This window comes from Faecalimonas umbilicata (assembly GCF_004346095.1).
GTDB classification, from domain to species: domain Bacteria; phylum Bacillota; class Clostridia; order Lachnospirales; family Lachnospiraceae; genus Faecalimonas; species Faecalimonas umbilicata.
The window spans coordinates 70,278-92,596 of record NZ_SLZV01000008.1 but is presented as its reverse complement, the minus strand read 5'-3'; the positions used below and the strand labels follow the sequence as shown (position 1 = coordinate 92,596).

Here is a 22,319-nt window from a genome sequence, read left to right as displayed (position 1 = left end):
AGGCAATGATATAATAAAAACTGTCAAGAGAGAACTCAGGTAAGAAGAATGAGCAAAAATAAAAAAATCGAGATAGAAAAGAGGAAGTATTATGAAGATTGCAATAGATACACATTCACATACGATTGCGAGCGGACATGCATACTGTACGATTCGTGAAATGGCATCGGCAGCTGCAAAGAAGGGATTGCAAGGACTTGCGATTACAGAACATGCTCCAACGATGCCGGGAACCTGTCATCCATTTTATTTTTCTAATTTAAAAGTGATTCCGCGGCAAATGTCGGGAGTGGAGATGCTTTTTGGTGTGGAGTTAAATATTTTAGATGCAGATGGAACAATTGATCTTTCAGAAGCACTGTTAAAAGAGATGGATCTTGTCATTGCAAGTCTGCATCTGCCATGTTTTGCAAAAGGTGCAACTAAGGAAACATATACGGAAGCTTATTTAAAAGTGATGGAAAATCCGTATGTGAATATCATCGGGCATCCCGACGACGGAAGGATCCCGGTAGATTATGAAAAAATCGTGGAGGCTGCTGCAAAGTATGGAAAAATCTTAGAGGTGAATAACTCCTCTCTGACACCGGGAGGGTTCCGTCAGAATGCGCGTGAGAATCAACATACGATTTTGGAACTTTGCAAAAAATATAAAGTACCTGTGACACTTGCCAGTGATGCACATGTAGATAGTGATGTGGGAAATGTGCGTTATTCTCTGGAAGTTGTGCGAGAATGTGGATTCCCGGAGGAACTGATCGTCAATACGTCAATAGAGAAATTGAAAAAGTATATAGGAAGATGTCCAAAGGGATAGGAGTTGTCAGATGAAAAAATCAGTGGACTTTACAAATTTACTGTGATAAAATAGAGGACAGATAAGAGTCTGACAAAGGAGAGAAAAGAATGAGTAAGCAGATTAGGACGGAAGCGACAGATCTATTGTTTGATGCAATTTTGAGTTTGAAAGATAAAGCCGAGTGTTACACTTTCTTTGAAGATATCTGTACGATTAATGAGTTAATGTCATTATCACAGCGTTTTGAGGTGGCCAAGATGCTTCGGGAACAGAAGACATATTTGGAGATCGCCGAGAAGACCGGCGCATCTACAGCGACGATCAGCCGTGTCAATCGGTCATTGAACTATGGAAATGATGGATACGATATGGTATTTGAGCGTATCGGAGAATAGAAAGAGAAAAAAGAACGGAATAAAAGAAGCAAAAGCCTTGCAGGAGAGAATCTTGCAATGGTTTTTGCTTCTTTTTTGGTTCTATACGAGGTTTTTTTGAAGATAAATCATATCTTTTAACTGAATGCCGCATTCATAGATCGCATGGTCGTAGTTTTTAACAAAAAAATCTTTTACTGCATGGGAGCGGACAAATCCGCAGGCTTCATAAAATGGAATGGTAAGCGGACTGTCTCCGGTACCAACCTGGAGGATGGAATACTGATTGTGGTAGGTTTCCTCTATAAATTTGATCAGCATTCTGCCATAGCCTTTCCGGTGGAAATGCGAATCCGTTGCAATGTTTTTTATCTCCAGAATACCATCACCTTCATCGGTGACAACACAGACCCCTTTGACTCCATTGTCGTCCAGTATGTACATAGTACCACGTTCCAGATAGCGATCGATCATATCCTCCTGCTCATCTGCAAGGAGCAGAAGAGGCAGATATTGTTTCTTGTTTGTAGTGACTTTTTTTATCTCTATCATAAAAAACTCCTTTATTCTACTGTTATTACATGTGCATTACTACATTTTTCGAGCAATAGTTTTAGAATAGATTCTGAGTAGCGTACAGTAAACAGACAAGATTGATTTTGATCCATTTTGATTCCTCTTCCCTGCTGTTGGCAATCAGGTAAAACAAAAAGTTTCATGATTCGCTGTTTTGTAGATTGTATCATAAAACGCAGATGAAAGAAATGAAAACCAGATAAAATCTATAAAAAATAAAGGTCGGATTGTATTTTGAATATCCAAAGAAAATCTTTCATTTTTCTTAATAATCCCCTCAAGATAACTTAAATTTATGCTGATATGATAAGGAGTATACAAAAGGGGGTATGTAGATGAGTAAGCGATCAGTGAGATATACGATTCATTTTTTTACAGCAATCAGCATAACAGCAATGGTATTGTTTGTAATATATGGAATGCAGAACGGACTGTTTACAGACCGGACGAAGATGGAAATGTTGATAGAGCGGGGAGGAATCTTTGGACCACTGTTCTTTATCTTCATTCAGATGGTACAAGTGGTAGTTCCGATTATCCCTGGCGGGATTTCCTGTGCAGCAGGTGTGATCTTGTTTGGACCATGGATGGGACTTCTATACAATTATATCGGGATTGTGATTGGATCGATGATTAATTTTTATCTTGCAAGGCGGTATGGACAGTGTTTTGTAAAATATTTTGTCAAAGAAGAAACATATGAAAAATATGCACAATGGCTTGAAAAAGGAAAGAAATTTGATAAGTTTTTTGCAGTTGCGATTTTCTTTCCATGTGCGCCGGATGATTTTCTGTGTATGTTGGCGGGACTTACAAAGATGTCATGGAAGCGGTTTTCTGCCATTATTTTACTTGGAAAACCAGGATCGATTGCCATCTATAGTCTGGCACTTGTTTATGCGGGAACGTGGATCAGTGGTTTGCAGTTGATATAGACAGAAGGAGGAGAGCATTATGAAGATACTTATTACAACAGATTTGTTTAGGCCTGCAATCAACGGTGTCGTGACATCTGTCTTGAATTTGGAGAGGGAATTAGAGAAGAACGGACACGAGGTAAAGATTCTTGCAGTGTCGGATACATGCAGTACCTATCAGATGGAAAATGTGTACTATATTCGTTCTGTTCCGGCAAAAATCTATCCGGATGTGCGAATTCCAGTATCGCGGGGCAGGGCATATGTGCAGGAGATTATCGAGTGGAATCCAGATGTCATTCACAGTCAGTGTGAATTTTTTAGTTTTGGCTTTGCAAAACGAATTGCAAGGAAAACAGGAGCAGTATTGCTGCATACTTATCATACGTTGTATGAGCAGTATACAGAGTATGTTCCGTTTGGAAAAAACGTAAGTCGAGAGATGCTTGGAAAATGGATGAAAATGCGGCTGTCTTGTGTAGATGCTGTGATTGCTCCAACAAAGAAGGTGGAACGTACGCTCAGAGAATATGGATTGACAGAGAGTGAAATTACGGTGATTCCATCAGGAATCTGTCTCGATAAATTTCAGCAATCGTGTGAGGAGGAAAAAATCAAACAGCTTCGGATCAAGTATGATATTCCACAGGAGGCGAGGGTGTTGTTAAGTCTTGGAAGACTTGGATTTGAAAAACGGGTCGATGAATTAATTTATGGCATGTGTCATTTGGTCAAACATGGGGAAAATGTGCGGCTGCTGATTGTCGGGGATGGACCAGCGAGAGAAAGTCTAGAGGAACTGACAGAGAAACTTCGACTTGGAACTTATGTAAAATTTACCGGGATGGCAGCACCGGAAGATATAGCAAATTATTATCAGTTAGGAGATCTTTTTGTCTGTGCATCGACAAGTGAGACACAGGGACTTACCTATATAGAGGCGATGGCGAGTGGATTACCGCTTGTGTGCAGGAAAGATGCCTGCCTGTACGGGGTACTCGAGGAAGGCGGAAATGGTTATTCTTACGAGAACTTAAACGAATTTTCAGAGATAGTCAGCGGTATCTTAAAGGAGCCTTTGTGGATGGAAAAGGCAGCGGAGCATAGCCGGAACAACGCACGGAAATTCGGGACAGAGCAGTTTGGAAATATGGTACTGAACCTGTATCAAAAGGAAGTATGGAGAGGAGGATATGAGAGAAATGAAAGTATTGCTTTACGCGAAAAACGAGAAGATTGTGTCGAGAAGTGGAGTCGGACGTGCAATGTTCATGCAAAAAAATGCTCTTAAGTCGGAGCAGGTAGAACTGACCTGTGATCCTCGGGAAGATTTTGATATTGTGCATCTAAATACGGTATTTCCGAGTGATTATCATATGGCAAAGAAGGCAAAAAGAGAAGGAAAGAAAGTAGTGTATCATGCCCATTCGACAAAGGAAGATTTTCGAAACTCCTTTGTGGGATCCAATCTGACGGCGCCTCTTTTTAAATGGTGGATCATGAAATGTTATCAGATGGCAGATTTGATTCTGACACCGACGGAATATTCAAAATCGCTATTGAACGGATATGGGATCAAGAATCCGATAGAAGTGATTTCAAACGGAGTGGATACTTGTGAATTCCAGAAAAATGTACTGGATCGAGAGTCTTTTCGAAGAAAATATGGATTTCGCAACGAGGACAAGATTGTAATGTCGGTTGGGCTGTACTTTGAACGAAAAGGAATTCTTGACTTTGTGGAACTGGCAGGGAGAATGCCGGAGTATCAGTTTATTTGGTTTGGATATACACCAGAACTTCAGATTCCCAAGAAGGTCAGAGATGCGATTCACACGGATTTGCCGAATCTGACATTTGCAGGATATGTACCAAAGGAAGAGTTAAAGAAGGCGTACAGCAGTTGTGATCTCTTTTTATTTCCATCGTATGAGGAGACAGAAGGAATTGTTGTACTGGAAGCACTCTCCTCGCAGATTCCGGTTATTTTAAGAGATATTCCGGTTTATAAAAACTGGCTTGAGGATGGGCGGGATGTGTATAAATGTAAAAATAACGATGAATTCTGGGTGCGTGTCCATCAGATATTGCAGTGTCAGATCCCGCTTTTGACAGATGGTGGTAGAATGAGAGCAAAGGAGAGGGATGTGCTTTGTCAGGCGAAAAAATTGAAATATTATTACAGTGCACTTTGCAAAAAGAATGCATAGTGAATTTTTTAACAAATAAATTGCATAATACTATGTGAGTGCCACGTAAATAAAGGACAAAAACACATGAGATACAATAAAAATGCAGGAAAATAAAAATAATCCTGCATTTTTCTTAGTTTTTCGATAAATTCAACAAAAAAACGAGGCATAAATGAATGATAAATATTGTAAAATTTCAATAAAAAGATTGACATTTTGAAAACAAAATGAGATAATGAATGCAAATTCGGAATTTAAGGAGGATATCGAATATGTCAACAAAAGCTTATTATCCAATTAACGAAATCGGTGCTGGAAAACCAGGTTTTTCAAAAACACGTTCTATCATCGAAGCTGCATTTTATGGAAACAATGTAGTGAAAGTAAATACTTTAAAAGAAGCTTATGAGTTAGCAAAAAATTCACCAGGAACAATCGTGACAGATATGCCTGTATATAGAGGAGAAGAATTTGGTCTTGAGAAAGATGCAAAAGTTCTTTTATTCAATGACGGAGCAGTAACAGGACGTTACGCAGCAGCTCGCCGGATCAAAGGAGAGCCGGGAGTAGATTCTGCAAAGCTTGACAAAGTAGCGATGGATGCTATCTATGAATCACGTTGGAAAACAATGTACCACGCAGAAGTATTCGTAGGTCTTGACCCAGAATTCATGGTAAAAGCACATCTTCTGATTCCGGAAGGCGAAGAGAATATCATGTACAACTGGATGCTCAACTTCCAGTACATGTCAGATGAATATGTGAAAATGTATAAGAAATCAAAACCAGTCGGAGAGGGAAAAGAACCGGATATTTATATTTTCTCAGATCCACAGTGGATTCCACAGGAAAGACCGGACGTAGATTTCAGCTGTCTGAGTGATCCGCTGACCTTATGCTATTTTGATACTGCAGAGAACTGCGCATGTATCTTAGGTATGAGATATTTCGGAGAGCATAAAAAAGGAACATTGACAATGGCATGGGCAATCGCAAATAGAAACGGATATGCTTCCTGCCATGGTGGACAGAAAGAATACACACTTGCGGATGGTTCTAAGTTCGTAGCATCTGTATTCGGACTTTCCGGATCAGGTAAATCTACACTGACACATGCAAAACATGGTGGAAAATATCCGATTACAGTATTACATGATGATGCATTTATTATCAATACAGACACATGTTCTTCGGTAGCATTAGAACCGACTTATTTTGATAAGACAGCAGATTATCCAACTGGATGCCCGGATAATCAGTATTTATTATCTGCTCAGAACTGTTCTGCTACTATGGACGAAGAAGGACATATCCAGTTAGTGACAGAAGATATCAGAAATGGTAACGGACGTGCAATCAAGTCAAAATTATGGTCACCGAACCGTGTAGATAAGATTGATGCTCCGGTAAATGCAATCTTCTGGATCATGAAAGATCCTACTATTCCGCCGGTAGTAAAATTAAAAGGAGCTGCACTTGCATCCGTAATGGGAGCGACACTTGCAACAAAGACATCCACAGCAGAGCGTGTTGCAGCAGGAACAGACTTAAATGCACTCCGTATCGTTCCATATGCAAACCCATTCAGAACATATCCACTGGTAAATGATTATGAGAAGTTCAAAAAATTAGTGGAAGAAAAGAATGTAGACTGCTATATCGTCAATACAGGTGACTTCATGGGCAAGAAAGTACAGCCAAAAGATACACTTGGAATCTTAGAAGCAATTGTAGAAGGAAAAGCAGAATTCAAACAGTGGGGAGCTTTTGAAGACATTGAGATCATGGAATGGGAAGGATTTGTTCCGGATCTGAATGACGAAGATTACAAGGCACAGTTAAAGAATGCAATGCAGAATCGTGTCAATGCAGTAGAAGGATTTGCCGTAAACAAAGACGGATACGACAAACTTCCGGAGGAAGCATTGGAAGCACTGAAAAAACTGGTAGCAGAAGTTTAGATATTGCCAGTTGACTGTTCGAAAAAAGAATAAATGATTTCATGAAGATACCCTGGCCATACCTTAAAAAAGAGAGGAGGTCAGGGTATTTTTTGTCTATTTTTGGAAAGAGAAGTGAAGGGTAAACATTTTTGTCAGTGTATCAGGATTTTTTATTGACGGAGAGAGCGGTTCCGGTAATAATAAGTATCAACAGAAAAAATAGAAAAGAAATTTTAAGGAAGAAGGAAATAAGATTGAAGAAATTAGGGATTATAGGATATGGTTTGCGAAGTGAAACGATGATGAAAGCATTTCAAGGAATCCAAGCACCAGTTCAGGTTGCTGCAGTTGCAGATCCACTTTGGTGCCAGAAGCAGGAAGCATTTGCACAGACAGCAGAATTTGCACAGACTGTTTTTTATGAAACAGCGGAAGAGATGTTGGGAAAAGAAAGGTTAGATGGTGTGCTGATCGGAACACGCTGCAATCAACATACGAAATATGCGGAGTTGGTATTTCAGAAAAAGATACCATTGTTTTTAGAAAAACCAGTTTGCATTAATGAAGAACAGTACCAGCGCCTGCTGCATGCATCGGAAGGGATGCGCGGACAGACAGTTGTATCCTTTCCGCTTAGGTTTACTTGTATTGTAAAAGAAATGAAAAAATTAGTGGATAGTGGAGAACTGGGAGAAGTTCTGTCCGTACAAGCAACGAATCATGTGCCGTATGGCAGTGTTTACTATCATAGCTGGTATCGGGATGATTCCCTGACGGGAGGGCTGTTTTTACAGAAATCAACACATGACATGGATTATATTACTTACATTTTGGGGAAACGTCCGGTGAGTGTTGTGGCAAAGACTGCAAAAATGTATTTCAAAGGAGAAAAAGAAGCAGGGCTCTGCTGTGAGGATTGCAGCGAATATCATACCTGTCCGGAAAGTAGCTTTGTTGTGAAAACAGAGCGGAAAGAGGAACCTACCGGGAAATATTGCTGTTTTGCAAAAGATACTGGAAATGAGGATGTAGGAGCGGCGATCTTCACTTGTGAAGATGGAACGATTATTTCCTATCATCAGACATTTTTTGTCAAAGATAATGCTGGACGACGGGGAGCGCGCTTTATAGGGTCGAAAGCAAGTGCAGAATTTGACTTTTATACAGCGACACTTCGAGTAGACTATTATGATGCAAAACACAGTGCAGAACATAGGTTTACATATCCAGAAGGCTTGGTACATTTTGGGGGAGATGAGCAGCTTGCAAAAGCTTATGTAGATGTTCTGGAAGGGAAGGAGAGCAGGTCGGATTTATGTGCAGGGCTTGCAAGTGCAGCTGCTTGTCTTGCTGCGAAGAAAGCGGCGGAGAATGGAAAAGAAGAACACATTTTTTATGGATTTTAGATAAAATTTTGAAATCCAACATTTGGACAAATAATACCGACATCTGCAAATTGAACTGGGGACAGATTCCGATATAATAGAAATCAGTAGATGCAGCGATAGGACCGAACAGAGATGGGTGGTGCAGTCCATCAGAGAGGCGGTTGGATGACTTGAGAAGGAGGAGATCAGATGCCAGTAATTTATCATGAGGAAAGTAGAAATTTTCATCTGTTCAACGAAAAAATCAGCTATATTTTTACGATTTTAAAAAACGGACAGCTTGGACAGTTATATTTTGGGAAGCGGCTCAGAGACAGGGAGAGTTTTAATCATCTTTTGGAATTTTGTGACAGACCAATGTCTGTATGTACATTTGAAGATGACAGTACTTTTTCGATGGAACATATCCGTCAAGAGTATCCGGCTTATGGCAGCGGAGATATGAGATATCCGGCCCAGGAGATTTTGCAAAAAAACGGAAGCAGAGTGACAGAATTTGTTTATAAAAGTCATCGACTTTACAATGGAAAGCCAAGGTTAGAAGGTCTTCCGGCCACTTATGTGGAAGAAGAGAAAGAAGCAGTGACACTTGAGGTGACACTGGAAGATTCACTGATTCAGACAGAATTGATCTTGACGTATACAATCTATGAAGAATTTCCGGCTATTGCAAGAAATGCAAGATTTCATCACAAAGGGGAGGAGAGTATTCTTCTTGATCGTGCGATGAGCCTGAGTCTGGATCTGCCGGATAAGCAATATGAGATGATCGAACTGACCGGAGCATGGGGAAGAGAGCGTGCAGTCAAAACAAGGAAGCTGGAGCATGGGATTCAGGCGGTGTACAGCATGAGAGGATCTAGCAGCAGCAATTATAATCCGTTCCTTGCATTAAAGCGCCCGGAGACAACGGAAACTTTCGGGGAAGCGATTGGATTTAGCCTTGTATACAGCGGAAATTTTCTCGCACAGGCAGAGGTGGATACTTATGATGTGACAAGAATTACAATGGGAATCCATCCGGATCGTTTTTCTTGGGAATTAAACAAAGGAGAAACGTTCCAGACACCTGAGGCAGTGATGGTCTATTCTGATGCGGGTCTCAATGGAATGAGCCAGATTTTTCATAAGTTGTACCGGACAAGACTGGTGCGGGGAAAATACAGAGACGAGGTAAGACCGATTCTGATCAATAACTGGGAAGGAACGTATTTTGACTTCAATGAGGAGAAGATTTTAAAGATTGCCGGAAAAGCAAAAGAACTGGGAATTGAACTGTTTGTGCTCGATGATGGATGGTTTGGAGAGCGTAATGACGATTTCACCTCTCTGGGCGACTGGTATCCGAATCTGCAGAAGCTCCCGGGAGGGATTGCCGGACTTGCCAAGAAGATTGAGGCGATGGGATTAAAGTTTGGTCTGTGGTTTGAACCGGAGATGACAAACAAAAAAAGCAGGTTGTATGAGGAACATCCGGATTGGATCTTATCGACACCGGGAAGGAATGTTTCTGTCGGAAGGCATCAGCTTGTGCTTGATTTCTCCAGAGAAGAAGTAGTAGAGGGAATTTACGGTCAGATGGAGAAACTTTTGAAAGAAGCTCCGATTTCTTATGTAAAATGGGATATGAACAGGAGCATTTCGGAAATCTATTCACATGGTTCCGAGGCAGAAAAGCAGGGATCTGTTTTCCATAAATATATTCTCGGAGTATATCATTTATATGAAAAATTGACGGAGCAGTTTCCGGAGATTCTATTTGAGTCCTGCGCCAGCGGAGGTGCAAGATTTGATCCGGGACTTCTATATTATGCGCCACAATGCTGGACTTCGGATGACACAGATGCTGTAGAACGTCTGAAGATTCAATATGGAACTTCATTTGTCTATCCGGTAAGCAGTATGGGATCCCATGTATCTGCTGTGCCAAATCATCAGGTATTGAGGAATACTCCGTTAAACACACGGGCAAATGTAGCTTATTTTGGTACATTTGGTTATGAACTTGACGTTACTTCGATGGAAGAAGCGGAGTTGGAGGAAATCAAAGAGCAGATTGTGTTCATGAAGGCGCATAGAGAATTGATTCAGAAGGGAACGTTTTATCGTCTGAAAAGCCCGTTTGAGGGAAATGTGACAGCATGGATGGTTGTATCCGAAGATCAGAGGCAGGCACTGGTTGGTTATTATCGTGTGCTGGAACCTGTGAATGCAGGATTTGAGCGATTGCATCTGGCAGGACTAAAGGAAGGAGCTGCCTATCAGATCAGTGACCGGAAAGAAATTCTTTTCGGTGATGAACTGATGCAGGCAGGGCTTGTTGTCTCTGATGCAGCTGCAGGGCAGAATGGAGAAAAATATAACGGAAGAAATGGAGATTATCAGTCTCGGTTATATTTCCTTCAGGAAGTGTAAGTCTGATGCTCATTTCGATACTGTGAAGGGCTGATCCCGGTCACTTTTTTGAATGCCTTTGAGAAGGAAGATATATTTGCGTAACCGCAGGAGCAGGCAATGTGTTCTACACTTAAGTCGGTGTAGGTAAGAAAATCAACCGCCTTTGTAATCCGGTATTTCATCAGGAATTGCTGAGGGGACAAATGTAGTGTGCGTACAAACAGCTCTGTCAGATAGCTGCGGTTCAGGGAAAGATAATCTGCAATTTCCTGAACAGACACCGGATTCTGATAGTTTTTATGAATGTAGGAAATGGCGCGGCTTACATAGAGGCTGTTGCCATTTTCTTCTTTCTGTCTTGGATGCGAAGATACTTCGATCAGATAGGACAAAATCTTCATTAAGACCCCTTGAATATGGACTTCACAAGAATAACTTAGTGTATGGTGTGCGATCATATCATCGATATCAGATCGGATCAGATCTACATCAGGACAGCGAAAGACCGGGGTTCGGGAAGAAATGCCTGCAAGGTCAAGATAGTGAGATACCTGTTCTCCAGAAAGTCCAATCCATGCGTAGGTCCACGGATGCGCTTCATCCGCCTGATAGAACGTCAGCTCATTTGGGCAGATCAGAAAGCCCTGTCCTTTTTCAAGATGGTAGTGTTGATCATTTGCATAGAAATCTCCGCAGCCGTCGAGACAGAAGTGGAGCAGATAGCATTCCCTCACCGCGGGGCCGAAAGAATAGAGAGAAGGACATTTCTGCCTTCCGCAAAATAGAGTATAAATATCCCGGAACAAACTGTTAGACACCTCCAGATAGGAGTCAGCAGGAATGTATTCCGGGATTTTTTTTGATAGCTTCATAGTAAAAATAGGACCTCCTGAATAAATGAGAAACATGTGTACAGTCTGGATGAAATTCCAGTAGAAAAGAATATACTGTGGATATCTGTGATTAGTGAAAGAAGGACTTTTTCTGCAGTGTTTCAAAATCTTTCTTCCATTCTAAACCGGAAACACGAAATCCTAAAAATCCGTGTTTTCCTCCTGGCCTTACGACGTATACTATTTTTAACAAGTCGGATGTCCGAATGATGCGTCGGGAAATACCATACTTTTCGCAAAAAAGCCGGATGGCATGTCTTGGAGAATTTGCTTCGATATAGATGGTATCAAAATGTGCCGGAATGCCAAAGTCACGTTCGATAGCACATAACTTTTCCGCATTTAATTCTACGCCAAAGGTAATTTTATATTGTTGCATGATGGCCTCCTAAGTGCATGATTTTATATAGAGGGATTCAGAGTATTCTTGTACAATCGCTTCTGCTTGAAAAATGGCAGTAATTCAATATTCATAAATTTGATCAGCTCCTTAAAGTTATTATGAAAGCTGGTATGTATAAGTCTCTTCTCCAGTTTTTACAAAACCGATAGACAGAAACATTTTCTGACTCTGAGTGTTAAAAGGATAGATCTCTGCGGTAATCTGATCCATTCTTTTTTCTTTTGCAAGTTCAATCATTTTTAGGATACAGCGTCTTCCAATCCGCTTATTTTGATAATCTTTGCATACAACAATGCAAACCTCCTGATCATTGCGGAGTGTGACATCACCGACAAGCACTCCCCGATATTGGATATAGAAGCAGTCTCCGTGGGTGCTGAGAAATGAATACATTTTTTGCAGCCGTTCAAGAGAATAGGTACAATCAATGTTGTCAACCTGCCTGCATACATCCAGATCTTGATACCATGGGAGCGCAGTATCATAGTTTGGATAGTAAGGAATTAAAGTGATTTCGGAATCAATTATAAGAGGCTTCATAATTACCTTCCTTTCTCGGTTATCTAATGTGTCGTAAAACCGCTTGCTTTAGCGATAGGGAGTGTCGATCAGATAGAAAAAAATAGTATGAACCATTTACATTTATAATTTTTACACCAGTTCTTATTCTTACAAATCAATATCAATTGCATATTTCTCATCAATGAGTATGTAATTCACATGACAGGACTTTGCCATTTCTAATATCTGTGCATTATCTGCCAGTACATTTTCTAATGTACAGCAGGTATCATCGAGGCGGTTTTCAATGATGTTTGCATAGTTTTTGATATCACCAAAATGATTCCGGATATAGTTTTCACTTAGCACAAGACAGTAATATCGTATTTGCTTCCGGTAGTCTTCTGTGAAATCATTTTCCCAGTCAAAAGGAATATAGCATCCTTCCACAATCAGATTTTGCCTGTTTTCGAGGGCAGTTTTGATCATTTCTCGGACAATGGGCCATAAATATGCAGTAAGATCCGCATGGTCGCTCATCGGAGTCAGTTCGGTCTGCTTGCTGCGGATCAGTCCCATTTTTAAATGATCGATAGAAAGATAAGGGTAATGGTATTTTTCCAGCAGCCTCTGAGCAAGCACGGTTTTGCCGGTATGAGAGGCGCCAGTGATTAAAATGATCATTGCAATCCTCCTCTGCAATTCTTTTTATAAACAATTATACCATGTTCAAATGAAGGAGTCATTTGTTTTATATTCGAAAGAGATAAAAAATTTCATCAGAGAATTTTTGTATAAATTATTTTCGGGTGTTGCCGATAACTGCTCTTTTGTTATACTCCATGACTAAAGCAAGAGAGGGTACGGCACATTGGAAATTATTTATCCCATACTGTTTTATCTGGCGGAAGTGGAACTTACTGTGTAGGATTCTTCGGTAGCAGGAATCAGCAGAAGGAAGGTACACCCGCCTCCTTCTGTGTCTGTTACAGTCAGTTTTCCTTTCTGGAGTTCAGCCAGTTCTCTTGCGATGGAAAGCCCGAGGCCGAAGTGTTCTTTTTCTTTTCTTGCTCGGTCACTCTGGTAGAAACGGTCGAAGATCCGTTCTTTTTCTTCGTCGGGAATTCCTTTTCCATGGTCGGCGACCAGATAGCAGATTTTCCGTTTCTTTATAAAAACCTTGAGATCAATGGTTCCGCCGGAAGGTGTATAGGTGACGGCATTGTCTAAAAGGATGGTAAGGATCTGTATCACACGGTTTTTGTCACAGTGGATCCGCGGTAGTTCCATGTCCGGCAGTGTCAGATGAAGTGCCATGCCTTTGCTGCGGCAGACGGGTTCAAATGTTTCGTAGACATCCAGAAGCAAGGTGTCGCTGTCGTGATTTCCGATAGTCAGCTGCCATTTTTTTGAGTCTGAGGCTGCGAGAACAAGGAGGTCTTTGATCAGGTTTCCCATGCGGGAACATTCTTTTTCAATGTTGGAAAGCATCTGTTCTGTAGTTTCTGGGGAAGTCCGTGCCGCAGAGGCGCTTGCCTGAATGACTGCAAGCGGGGAGCGCAGCTCATGGGAGGCAGCAGCGATAAATTCAGCCTGCTTTTTCTGATTTTCTTTTAGTGGAAGCAGTGTTTTTCCGACTGTGTGCCAGCTTGCGAGGTAGAGAAAGAAAATACCTGCCAAATCAGCAAGCAGAAAGAAAAAGATCTGCCAGGTCAGCTGACTGGATAAGGAGGTCACATCTTGCAGGACAAGCAGGGATTTATGATGGAACACAGTAGTTTCGATCAGATATATGCCGAGATAGGTATCGTTATGCGCTCCTTTTATCTGGAAGACAGACGACTGCAGAGGGGAGAGAGACGTGGCTGCCTGCAATGTGACTCCGTCAGTTGCCGCCTCTTTTTCGGCTATTTCAAAGAGGAGATTCCGATCCGTTTCAGCAGGAAAAGCTCCCGGAAACTGCAAGGCGGCGCCATTTTCCTCAATCCGGATCAGCAGCTTGTTATCCAGTTCCATCTGGGATAGCCAGGAATCAGTGAAAAACGTTTCTGTCCGAAACCGGTTGGAAATAGTGAAAAACAAGTCGGAAAACTGGGACTGGTATCTGGATTCCACGGAAGTCTTCATATAGAAGAAACAAACGATCAGAATCACAGTGAGAATGGTTCCAGTTGTTATGGTATATAAAAATGTCAGTTTTTTCTGCAGAGTCCGGAACATCAGGCTTCCTCCTGTAATTCTTCGAGGCGGTATCCTACCCCATGGATTGTTTTGATCTGCACCCGGCTTTTCAAGACGCGTAGTCTCCGTCTTAGAAAATAAATATAGTTGTCCAGGTTTCCTTCTTCTACTTCTGCATCGGCGCCCCAGACATAGGAAAGAATCAGGCTGCGGCGGAGATTTTGCTCCTTGTTTTTGATCAGATATTCAATCAGACTGCCTTCTTTTTTAGACAGTGATAAAGTTTTTTCATTTGTGGACAGTTCCAACTTTTCTGGGTCGAAGCACAGATCTCCATAGGAAAGAATCGGGGATTCTTTGAAAAGCGCCGGACGCCTTGCGAGTGCGCGGATGCGCGCTAAGAGTTCTTCGGCATCAAAAGGTTTTGTCAGGTAGTCATCGGCTCCGCAGTCCAGACCGCTGATTTTATCCTGGAGTGAGTCCATGGCAGTGGCCAGGATCACCGGAGTGAAAATGTTTTTCCTGCGGATGGCGGACAGAAGTGTCAGACCATCCAGCTCCGGAAGCATCCGGTCTAAGATCATGACATCGTAAGTATTTTGAAGCGCGTAGGAAAGACCGTCCGTGCCGTTGTGGCAGACATCGGTTTCATATCCCTGACTGTTCAGATGGATCATCAGTGCCTTGCACAGAGAAATGTCATCTTCCACTAATAAAATTCGCATAAAATAAATCCTCCCAAGCTGTTTTGATGTTGGTTTTGTATCTGTGTACATTGTAGCATACAAATCTCTAAAAAATCTCCAAAAACATCTTGGATCTTTTCAAGATTTTTAGAGATTTCCCTGCTATGATAAATACAGAAACAACAGAACAGAGAGGAGATAAGAAGCATGAAATGGAAGAAAATGACCGCGCTTTTCCTTTGCGGGGCAATGACTGCCGGATTGTTTGCAGGATGTGCAAAAGGAGAAGAGAAAAAAGGGGAGAACAAAGATAAAAAAGAAGTAAGAGGAGGATATGTAGAAGAAGAGCTCAAAGGTCCGTGGGGCGAGGAGGAGATCTATCTCGGGAGTTTTTTAAATAAAGAAAAACAGCTGTCCGTCTATACACAGAAAGAGCAGGAAGGAGAAGGGATAAAAGTATATTCTTACACGCAGCAAGGAAAGGATGACTGGAAGAAGCAAGAGGAAACATGGGTGGAAGAGCGAATTGACGCGGACACGTATGTAAATTATCTTTTGCAGGGGGAGGATCAGAATTTATATCTGATGACCAATGATGTTGTGGAGATGGATGAGTCTGGCATGACAACATCGGAGGATGGGGAAGTGATTCTTCCGCCACAGCCGACATATCTGTACCGTCACACATCGGAGGGAGAGACCCAGGAAGTGCCGGTGGAAAGTCTGGACCTGGAATATCAGGAGCAACATGGAGGATTTATGCCGTATTATCTAGGCGTTGCAGAGAATGGAACGATTGCGCTAGTCGAAGCAATTTCCTCCAATATTGTATTGTATGACGGGGCGACTGGGAAAGAAACATATACGTTGCCAAGTCATCAGATCCTTACGAACAGTGATGGCATGATCTGTCTCAGCGGCAATACAGTCACAACACTTGGGCAGGATCAGAAAAGTTTGGTGAGTTATGATGTGACAACGGGAGAAGAAACTTCCCACACAAAAGTGGAAGGAGCAGAATCAGGATTTGGATTTCTGGATGTGACAGAGGATGGAACATACTATATTGCAAGTGACAAGGGGATCTCTGTCTACAAGGAAAACGGAAGTATTGGAGAGCAGATTTATGATGGCAGCAGAGGAAGCATGGGAGAAACAGCAGGGTCACTCACGATCAAAAATTTCCTGGCAGCCGGAGAGCAAGAATTCTACGGAGTCTATGAGAGCTATCCGGCGAATACATTTTCTGTCTGCCGTTACTATTATGATAAACATATGAGTACGAAGACAGAGAAGACACTGTCGGTATACGGTCTGTATGAGAGTGGTATGGCAGAGGCGGCAGTCAGAGCCTTTGAGAAAAAGCATCCGGAAGTAGATGTAGACTATCAGTATGCGATGAAGCGGGAAGAAGAAGGAAATCCGGAAGACTATATCGACGCGTTGAATACAAGTCTGCTAAATCAGGAAGGCGCAGATGTACTGTTTCTCGATGATCTTCCGGTCGATTCTTATATAGAAAAAGGAATTCTGGAGGATCTGACAGCATTTGCAGATCAGAAAGTGAAGGAACAGACGTTGGTATCCGGCGTGGCAGAAGGAATGAAGAAGGACGGTAAACTTTATGAGCTCCCGGCAACTTTCCGGCTTCCGGTATTTTATGGTACGGAGGAAGCAATCGCAAGACTTGACAGCCTGGAGTCGGTCAAACAGTTTCTGAAGGCACATCCGGGAGAAAAGATTGTCGGTGCAGCGGCTTATGAGCAGATTGCTTATCTTTTATTTGCGGTAAATTATGAGCAGTTGAAAAAGGAAGATGGAACTTTTTCGCAGGAGAAGATCGCAGAGCTTCTGGAATTGTCCCGACAGCTTATCGATGAGAGTCAATCAGAAGATATGGAAATGCAGTGGGGTACCTACTTTAAAAACCGCATTGTATCTGGAAATACCATGTCTCCATTTTCCGGTATCGGCATGATGGAACTATATGAGGATACAAGTTTTACGGGGGTAGATGATCTATATGGACTGGCACAAATTTCACTTATCTGTGATGTATTGGAAACACAGCCAGGGCTTTCTATCCGGAATCCACATCAGTTGTATTTGCCGGGAAACCGGATGGGAATCAATGCTTCCTCTAAAGAAAAAGAACTGGCAGAAGAATTTATGGAAATCATGTTAAGTGATGAAATTCAGCAGCAGGATTTTGTGGAAGGACTTCCGGTCCGCACAGAAAGTCTGGAGAAGCTGGCGGACATTGCAGAAAAGGGAGCAGGGGAAGAAATGTTCAGCATTGGATTTACCGGAGGAGAAATGCATTCCTACGGATATCCGACAAGGGAACAGATCACACCGGTGCTTGAGATGGCAAAGGAGGTCAAGACGCCTCTGGTTATAGAACTGTCAGTGCGAAAGACATTCCTTGAATGTGCAGAACAATATTTTGGAGGAACAATTAGTGCAGAAGAAGCAGCGAAGACATTGGGTGAAAAAATGGACATCTATCTTTCAGAATAGAAGAGAGCGGATCACTCCGTGGATATTGCTGGCGCCGAGTCTTTCCGGAGTATGTATATTTGTTCTGCTCCCATTTGCAGACGTTGTGCGCAGATCTTTTTTAAATGCGGTGGGCAGTGAATTCGTCGGGCTGAAAAATTATAAAAGTGTTCTGCAAAATACCGCTTTTGAGCTGGCGGCAGGCAACACGGTCAGGTTTCTGGCCGTCTGCCTTCCGCTTCTGCTGAGTATTTCACTTTTCCTGGGGCTGTTGCTTTTGCGTGCAGGGGAAAAGAGTGGGATTTTAAAAAGCGGATTTTTGCTTCCGATGGCAGTGCCGGCAGGATCTGTCGTTTTGTTCTGGCAGCTGTTCTTTGATAAGGGAGGGATTCTGAATGAACTTCTAGAGCAGGCAGGGGTCCGGGGAGCGGATTATATGAATACGCCAAAAGCTTTTGGGGTTCTTGTGGCAGTGTATCTCTGGAAGAATCTTGGATACGATATGATTTTGTGGATTTCCGGCCTGCTTGGGATTCCGGACAGTCTTTATGAGGCGGCAAAGATGGACGGCGCGAATGGAGTTATGTGCTTTGTACATATTACTTGTCCTCTACTGCTTCCTACCGCATTTCTGACTGGAATCTTGTCTTTGGTCAATGCATTTAAAGTATTCCGTGAGGCATATATGATTGCAGGGAATTATCCGCATGACAGTATTTACATGTTGCAGAATCTGTTTAACAACTGGTTTTTGAAACTGGATATGCAGAAGATGACGGCGGCAGCGGTGATGCTGGCGCTGATACTTGGGCTAATCCTGATTGGCAGCCAGAAGATCGAGGAGAAATGGGGGAGAGGAATGTGAAGAAACGAAAAGTAGCAGTTAGGATCTTGTTAACACTGTTTGTTGTGAACCTGATTTTTCCGGTTCTGCTTCTGGCAGCGGGTTCCTTCATGGGGCCGGAGGAACTAAAAGAAAGTTATGGGAGTGTTCTATATGGCATAGACGGAGAACTTCAGTGGAAGTTATTCCCGCTTTATCCTACTTTGAAGGCATATTTACAGCTCCTTTTGGACAGTCCGGATTTCTTTGTGATGTTCTGGAACTCGTGCAGACAGACCTTTTCTGTGCTGGCAGGACAGCTGCTGTTTGGACTTCCGGCGGCGTGGGCGCTTGGCAGATACCGGTTTCCTGGAAGAAAGGTTATTTTGTATCTGTATATGATCCTGATGATCCTTCCGTTTCAAGTGACGATGGTATCAGGATATACCGTATTGTCCTTTTTTTCTGTGCTGGATACGCACTGGGCAGTGATCCTTCCGGGGGTCTTTGCCACCTTTCCGGTATTTTTGATGACAAAATTTTTTCAGCAGATACCGGATTCGCTTCTGGAGGCGGCGAAAGTAGACGGGGCAGGGGCGGCGGCATCTTTTTTCTATATCGGCCTGCCACTTGGAATGCCGGGAATTGTATCTGCTTTGATCTTGAATTTTCTAGAATACTGGAATGCAATCGAGGCGCCGATGACATTTCTAAAGACAAAGAGTTTGCTTCCGGTCTCTCTGTATTTATCAAATATCACGGTCAGCGATATGGGGAGCGCATTTGCGGCATCCATTCTGATCATGGCGCCTTCGATATTTTTATTTGCCTGTGGGCAGAATTATTTAGAGCAGGGGATTCTTGCATCAGGATTAAAGGAGTAGAAGCATGAAGAAAATGAAAATCAGCAAAAAACAACTGGCAGCGGCAGCATTTGCAGCATTTTTCCTGATTATGGCTGTCTGTACGGGAATCTCAAGAATCGCGGCATCCATTCTTGTGCCGAAAGTGACGACCGAAAGTGTGCAGGAGGGAAAGTTAAGCGTAGTCATACAAGGTAAAGGGATTGTTGAGACGAGGATGGAAAGCCTCATCTCGCTGGAGAAGGGGCTGCGGGTAGAAAAGGTACTTTCTGCGGGGACAGTGGTAAAGAAAGGAGATGTTCTTTTACAGTATGACAAAGCCTATCTGCAGGAATCTGTCGATAAGAAACGGGCGGAGATTCAGAAGCTGGAGCTGGCAGTACAACAGGCAAGGATTACCGGACAGCCTCCGGCAAGGGCAGCAGCCACAGACGGAGCGGCACGGGATGTGCAGTTATCGGAAGAAAATTATGCGAGGGCGGAGGAAGGATATTCCATGGCTGCGGCAAACTATGAGGAAGGGATCTTGCATTTGCAGCAGACACTGGAGAGAGAGAAGCAGGCGGCAGAGGAAGAGAAAATGGGGGCTATGAAACAGGCGCAGGAGCTGGAACAGGCAGGAAAAACAGAGGAGGCAGAGCTGTTGCGCCGGCAGGCAGAAGAAGCAGCGCAGCAGAGGATCGCACAGGCACAGACGGTATATGACGGATCTGTACAAGAACTGGAGATTCAAAAACAGCAGGCGCTGGCAGATCTGCAGATGCAGGAATCTGCACGGGATCAGGCGTACAATACCTATGAAAGCGCCAAGGAGCAGGATGCCGTGGCAGCTGCAAATGATCAAAAGACGGCAGAGGCAGGCGGTTATACGATCCAGTCTGTCCAGGTGGATTTAGATATGGCAAAAAAGGAACTGGCAAAACTTGAGCAGGCACAGGCAGAAAATGCAGAGGTAAAGGCATCCGAAAACGGGGTTCTGAGAGAGAGCAGTGTGACGGCAGGGGGAGTGACCGATGAGACCTCTTTTTTGGCGATTGGCTGGGGTGGCTACCGCATCAAAGGAAGTCTGGCGGCAGAAGATCTGTCAAAGGCAGAAGTGGGAGACGAAGTAAAAATCACAGTTCCTGGGCAGGGGAAAACATTGAAAAAGAATATAGAAGAAATTCTTTCAGGTACTGCCGGTTCCGGGAAAATACTGGGAAGCGGAGCAGAAAATGGAGGTGCGAACTCATCTGGGAATACAGTTGCGGCGGGAAGTTTTTATGCCTTTCTCAATGAGAATGAGGCTGTATATGGAAGTGAAGTATCCTATGAGATTAACAGACAGACCGAATCTGCCTACAAGCAGGTGCTCCCACTCTCCGCGGTGCGGAAAGATGTAGATGGAACATATTGCCTCGTGGCAGAAAAGGAGGAGACAATTCTTGGTGCAGAATACAAGGCAAAGCGCATTCCGGTTACAGTGGCAGAGAAAGACGGCACGCATGCAGCAGTTGCTTCCACATTGACGGATGAAGATAAGGTGATTGTGGGGAGCAGTAAGGAAATTGCCCCGGAGGATAAGGTGAGACTGAAAGAATGAAAATGAGAAAAAGAAAATGGGGCAAAGCAGGAATCATTCTGACCAGTGCGTGCTGCTGGTGTCTGTCGCTGCTGCTCCTAAATAAGATTGAACAGAGGGCGGGTTGCTTTAATGGGTATTTTTCTTCCCCTGCGGTAACTTGTGAAGGAGTCCGGAGATTTCAGGAGCAGTCACAAAATCCGGAAATACTGCCGGAGATCACAGCATGGTCAAAAGAAGAGGGGCAACAGATTCGCGGAGAAATACGGGAAAGTGTCACAGAAGATGTATGGAAACTTTCGGGAAATATGGAACATTTCTTTGTAGGATCGCTGGCGGGAGGGAGCTATCCGTGGGAAAAAGACGAGGAAGGATGTATGGTCAGTACTGCGCTTGCAGAAGAATTATTTGGTACACAAATGATAGAGGGAATGCAGGTAGAGATTGCGGGAAAAGAATATTGGATTCGCGGCTGTATTAAAAGCGGAGAAGCATTTGCAGCTGTTCACGCGGAAAAGGGAGATGTCATGCAGGGAATCTTTCTGAGTTATCAGGATCGGAGTGTGTCTGGCTCTTTGGCAAAGAATCTTCTGGGACAGATTGTGGGAAGAGAGCCGGATGGATTTTGGGAAGGAAATCTGTACAGTGCAGCTGCAAGAATTATAGTGACAATCCCTGCCTGGGTACTGGCAGCGATCTGTATGAGCGGAGTATGGAGCCTGACTGGCAGAATCACAGATTTTCGCCTGCGTCTGATCATAAAACTGACTGTGGCTGCGGGAATCTGCGTTCTGACTGCCTTTGGTCTCTGTCTCACCTTCCGGTTTTCTCCAGATTATCTTCCGGTGATGTGGTCAGACTTAGAATTCTTCCCGAGTCTGATCGAAAAAAAGTGGGGAGAATTTCAGAATGTCTGCCAGTTTGCACTTTGCCCCGGGGATGCGGGGATGCTTGGAAATTTCAGAAATATAATGTTTGCAGTAGCTGGAAGCCTGCTAGCGTCGATCAATATTTCGGCAGACATAAAAGCCGTACTGATTCAGAAGTGTCAGAACTGTCTTGAACCAGACAATCCCTCCGAAGAGTGCAAGGATCGTTACTCCGATGTTGATTGCACGAGATGCATTCATCATCGGGCGGATTAGTTCGATCAATGCCCAGATCGGAGCCAGAGAGAGGGCAAACAGAAGAAGGAATCCGGTGATCCCATGTTTTTGTGTGATCTTTGGAAATTCAAATCGGATCTTGCAGTTTGTACAGGAGTCCGGAAGACCGAATTTTAAATCAATTTTTCTGCCGCAGTTGGCACAGTAAAGTTCTTTT

Annotated in this window: 21 protein-coding genes; 14 read left to right on the top strand and 7 right to left on the bottom strand. The window is 43.1% G+C overall.

What is annotated here, in order from left to right:
• The first annotated feature begins 91 nt into the window (after window positions 1-91).
• A complete protein-coding gene (locus tag EDD74_RS05440; protein ID WP_008975005.1) occupies window positions 92-817 on the top strand; it encodes a phosphatase in 726 nt (241 codons plus the stop codon).
• 89 nt (window positions 818-906) lie between these two features.
• Window positions 907-1,194 carry a YerC/YecD family TrpR-related protein gene (locus EDD74_RS05435; RefSeq protein ID WP_008975006.1) on the top strand — a complete coding sequence of 96 codons (288 nt, stop codon included), beginning with the start codon at window positions 907-909 and terminating at the stop codon, window positions 1,192-1,194.
• Between the two features lie 81 nt (window positions 1,195-1,275).
• Here the strand turns inward: EDD74_RS05435 and EDD74_RS05430 are convergent, their stop codons facing one another.
• Complete coding sequence (locus EDD74_RS05430) at window positions 1,276-1,725, bottom strand: GNAT family N-acetyltransferase (protein WP_008975007.1); 450 nt, start codon at window positions 1,723-1,725, stop codon at window positions 1,276-1,278.
• A 359-nt stretch (window positions 1,726-2,084) separates the two neighbouring features.
• Between EDD74_RS05430 and EDD74_RS05425 the strand changes: the two genes are divergently transcribed.
• From EDD74_RS05425 to EDD74_RS05400, 6 genes are all read left to right on the top strand, one after another.
• Window positions 2,085-2,684 carry a TVP38/TMEM64 family protein gene (locus EDD74_RS05425; RefSeq protein WP_116441322.1) on the top strand — a complete coding sequence of 200 codons (600 nt, stop codon included), beginning with the start codon at window positions 2,085-2,087 and terminating at the stop codon, window positions 2,682-2,684.
• A 19-nt stretch (window positions 2,685-2,703) separates the two neighbouring features.
• On the top strand, window positions 2,704-3,957 hold the full coding sequence (locus EDD74_RS05420) for a glycosyltransferase family 4 protein (protein WP_116441323.1): 1,254 nt from the start codon (window positions 2,704-2,706) through the stop codon (window positions 3,955-3,957).
• On the top strand, window positions 3,860-4,876 hold the full coding sequence (locus tag EDD74_RS05415; RefSeq protein ID WP_242990092.1) for an LTA glycolipid anchor biosynthesis glycosyltransferase, IagA/BgsA family: 1,017 nt from the start codon (window positions 3,860-3,862) through the stop codon (window positions 4,874-4,876). The genes EDD74_RS05420 and EDD74_RS05415 overlap by 98 nt, the downstream gene beginning before the upstream one ends.
• Before the next feature lie 254 nt (window positions 4,877-5,130).
• Entirely contained in the window at window positions 5,131-6,819 is a 1,689-nt protein-coding gene (locus EDD74_RS05410; RefSeq protein ID WP_008975012.1) for a phosphoenolpyruvate carboxykinase (ATP), read from the top strand.
• Window positions 6,820-7,055: 236 nt separating this feature from the next.
• Entirely contained in the window at window positions 7,056-8,207 is a 1,152-nt protein-coding gene (locus EDD74_RS05405; protein ID WP_116441412.1) for a Gfo/Idh/MocA family protein, read from the top strand.
• A 171-nt stretch (window positions 8,208-8,378) separates the two neighbouring features.
• Window positions 8,379-10,604 carry an alpha-galactosidase gene (locus EDD74_RS05400; RefSeq protein ID WP_116441325.1) on the top strand — a complete coding sequence of 742 codons (2,226 nt, stop codon included), beginning with the start codon at window positions 8,379-8,381 and terminating at the stop codon, window positions 10,602-10,604.
• On the opposite strand, the gene EDD74_RS05395 is transcribed toward EDD74_RS05400, so the two are convergent.
• The 6 genes from EDD74_RS05395 to EDD74_RS05370 form a co-directional block, all read right to left on the bottom strand.
• A complete protein-coding gene (locus tag EDD74_RS05395; protein ID WP_016440808.1) occupies window positions 10,592-11,458 on the bottom strand; it encodes an AraC family transcriptional regulator in 867 nt (288 codons plus the stop codon). The two genes, EDD74_RS05400 and EDD74_RS05395, sit on opposite strands and share 13 nt — an antisense overlap.
• A gap of 91 nt (window positions 11,459-11,549) precedes the next feature.
• The gene (locus EDD74_RS05390) at window positions 11,550-11,858 is read right to left on the bottom strand and encodes a hypothetical protein (RefSeq protein WP_116441326.1); all 309 of its coding nucleotides are present in this window, start codon (window positions 11,856-11,858) and stop codon (window positions 11,550-11,552) included.
• A 120-nt stretch (window positions 11,859-11,978) separates the two neighbouring features.
• Window positions 11,979-12,422 (bottom strand): GNAT family N-acetyltransferase, encoded by a 444-nt coding sequence (locus tag EDD74_RS05385; protein ID WP_116441327.1) that lies wholly within the window; start codon window positions 12,420-12,422, stop codon window positions 11,979-11,981.
• Between the two features lie 129 nt (window positions 12,423-12,551).
• The gene (locus EDD74_RS05380; protein ID WP_116441328.1) at window positions 12,552-13,067 is read right to left on the bottom strand and encodes an ATP-binding protein; all 516 of its coding nucleotides are present in this window, start codon (window positions 13,065-13,067) and stop codon (window positions 12,552-12,554) included.
• 213 nt (window positions 13,068-13,280) lie between these two features.
• Window positions 13,281-14,603, bottom strand: a complete 1,323-nt coding sequence (locus EDD74_RS05375; protein WP_116441329.1) for a sensor histidine kinase — start codon at window positions 14,601-14,603, stop codon at window positions 13,281-13,283.
• A complete protein-coding gene (locus tag EDD74_RS05370; RefSeq protein WP_008975025.1) occupies window positions 14,603-15,289 on the bottom strand; it encodes a response regulator transcription factor in 687 nt (228 codons plus the stop codon). Before EDD74_RS05370 ends, EDD74_RS05375 begins: the two co-directional genes overlap by 1 nt.
• A gap of 168 nt (window positions 15,290-15,457) precedes the next feature.
• Between EDD74_RS05370 and EDD74_RS05365 the strand changes: the two genes are divergently transcribed.
• Genes EDD74_RS05365 through EDD74_RS15230 form a run of 6 tightly spaced genes read left to right on the top strand, consistent with a single transcriptional unit; the run spans window position 15,458 to window position 22,310 of the window.
• A complete protein-coding gene (locus EDD74_RS05365) occupies window positions 15,458-17,770 on the top strand; it encodes an ABC transporter substrate-binding protein (RefSeq protein ID WP_116441330.1) in 2,313 nt (770 codons plus the stop codon).
• Window positions 17,712-18,614, top strand: a complete 903-nt coding sequence (locus tag EDD74_RS05360; RefSeq protein ID WP_116441331.1) for a carbohydrate ABC transporter permease — start codon at window positions 17,712-17,714, stop codon at window positions 18,612-18,614. Before EDD74_RS05365 ends, EDD74_RS05360 begins: the two co-directional genes overlap by 59 nt.
• Window positions 18,611-19,456: a carbohydrate ABC transporter permease gene (locus EDD74_RS05355; protein WP_116441413.1), complete on the top strand. Its 846-nt coding sequence runs from the start codon at window positions 18,611-18,613 to the stop codon at window positions 19,454-19,456. The genes EDD74_RS05360 and EDD74_RS05355 overlap by 4 nt, the downstream gene beginning before the upstream one ends.
• Before the next feature lie 4 nt (window positions 19,457-19,460).
• Entirely contained in the window at window positions 19,461-21,017 is a 1,557-nt protein-coding gene (locus tag EDD74_RS05350; RefSeq protein WP_116441332.1) for a hypothetical protein, read from the top strand.
• Window positions 21,014-22,141 carry a hypothetical protein gene (locus tag EDD74_RS15235; RefSeq protein WP_174704838.1) on the top strand — a complete coding sequence of 376 codons (1,128 nt, stop codon included), beginning with the start codon at window positions 21,014-21,016 and terminating at the stop codon, window positions 22,139-22,141. Before EDD74_RS05350 ends, EDD74_RS15235 begins: the two co-directional genes overlap by 4 nt.
• Window positions 22,101-22,310, top strand: coding sequence for a hypothetical protein (locus EDD74_RS15230; RefSeq protein WP_039861193.1), 210 nt, complete (start codon window positions 22,101-22,103; stop codon window positions 22,308-22,310). The genes EDD74_RS15235 and EDD74_RS15230 overlap by 41 nt, the downstream gene beginning before the upstream one ends.
• Window positions 22,311-22,319: the final 9 nt, after the last annotated feature.